Genomic DNA, 2,159 nt, shown 5'->3' on the forward strand with positions numbered 1-2,159 from the left:
GTCTCATAGTGATTATAAATACATGTACTTCAACGAAGCTTGAGAATAATAAAATAACTTTTTCTTCATTAAATTTTTTTATTTCATCATAAAAAATGATGTTTTATTAGACATTTCACATCCTTTCCCATAGTAATCCTATAAGGTATAAACCATTTAGAACATTGAGAATTTTCATGTATTTCCAATGTGAAATTATTGTAATGGATTGGAAAGCAGATGGAAATAGTTATTAAACAAAATAATATTGAGAAAGTTTTATTTGTTATAGCGATAAAATTTTCTAATGAGATTTATTACAAATAGATTAAGAAAAGAATTTGAAATTTTTTCTTTAGAAGTTAGTGTAAAAATGCACATACTATTACATACAAGTGAGTTACTAACATATCGTATTTAAAATAGAGAAAAGACACCATTTAAGGTGTCTTTTCTCTATTTTAATTCCATATACTTTTGCATCTTTGCTATTTTTCAAACGATTTGTAGGAATTAATACAACTCGAACATCTAGCCCGTTAGATGTTCGAATATATAATAAAAATTATATAAATTAAGAATGTGCTTCAGATAATTTTATAAATAAATACAAAGATATCTTCTCCTCCTACTGTTACAATAGCAATAATCTCTTGTCTATTTCCGTTATTAAATTGTAATATAATTACAGTATGTGAAATTATATTACTTTAACTTTAAAAGCGAAGTGAAAACAACCTTCACTTCGCTTTTTTCATTTGCAATCCCTATTCAATTTGCTCAATTCAGTATATACTTTCACATTATTTGCTTTTATTTAATCGGTTTCTCTGTTTTTAAAACTAGTGAACTTAATGCAGGAACTTTAATTTTATTGTCATGGACAACGTAAAGTGTTTTACTTCCCGCCTGATTCYCGTTTACTAGCACTTTCCATGGACCTTTCGATGGAAGTGTTATGTCAACGGCTTCCCTATTTGCATTGTGAGCCACCATAAAGTATTCGCTTTTATTCCCACTTCCCTTTCCATCTATTGTATAAGCTACAACATTTTTGGGAACATCGATAAAAGCTACATACTTTTTAATTTGCTCTGCAGAAGTCATWCGAAAAGCTGGGTATTTTTTTCGTAAATCTATTAAGCCCTTCATATACTCTACTTCATTATTAAATGCTGCACGGCGTAACCAATCCATCTGGTTAATAGAATCAGGAGATTTGTAACTATTATGATCACCATATTTTGTGCGCATAAACTCTTGTCCTGCATGTAAGAATGGAATACCTTGTGATGTTAATAAAATAGAAGAAGATAATTTATGCATTTGTTTTCGCATTTCTTCACTGTCACCTGAATTAGTCAACTCAAGTTTATCCCATAAAGTATGATTATCATGTRCTTCCACATAAGTTAGCACCTGCTCCGGATCTTCATAAGTAGACGAATTTGTATCATAGTCAATACCGGCCGTAATGCCTTTTTTAATACGGTCTTCCATGTTTTGCTTTCCATTTACAAAACCATTTTCTTTCTCCTCAAATACACTACCTTTCAATCCATCACGAATATTATCGTTAAAATGAGCAATCCCTTTCATTTTCTCCGCATTTTTTTGATTTGCTTTCAACTCAGCTGCAAGAGGTGTATTTAAATCCCAGCCTTCTCCATGCAGAATAATAGAAGGATCAATTTGATTAACAGCTTTACGTATCTCATTCATCGTTTCATAATCATGAATACCCATTAAATCAAAACGGAACCCATCTAAATTGTATTCTTTTGCCCAGTATGTGACGGAATCTACCATAAATTTTCTCATCATCTTTCGTTCTGAAGCGGTATCATTCCCTACTCCAGTTCCATTTGCTAATGTTCCGTCTTCATTGTAACGATAATAGTAACCTGGAACTAACTTATGAAAATTTGATTCAGCGGCATTATACATATGGTTATATACTACGTCCATCACAACACGAAGATTATTATCATGCAGCGCTTGAATCATTTGCTTTAATTCAGTTATTCGAACAGTCGGCTCAAAAGGATTTGTAGAATAGGAGCCCTCTGGGACGTTGAAATTTTTCGGGTCATATCCCCAGTTATATTGTGGTTCATTTAAATTCTCTTCATTTACTGAAGCATAATCAAATATCGGTAAAAACTGAACGTGAGTAACAC

The 2,159-nt window shown here is 31.6% G+C and carries 1 protein-coding gene and 1 pseudogene; both read right to left on the bottom strand.

What is annotated here, in order from left to right:
• Nucleotides 1–448: 448 nt before the first annotated feature.
• Nucleotides 449–526 (bottom strand): annotated as a pseudogene (locus tag AC1DJR_RS27540) (DM13 domain-containing protein); the annotation flags it as partial.
• A 266-nt stretch (nt 527–792) separates the two neighbouring features.
• A partial coding sequence (gene pulA, locus AC1DJR_RS27545; protein ID WP_477003996.1) for a type I pullulanase occupies nt 793–2,159 on the bottom strand: 1,367 nt, incomplete at its 5' end.

This window comes from Bacillus sp. 05T31, from assembly GCF_056396725.1.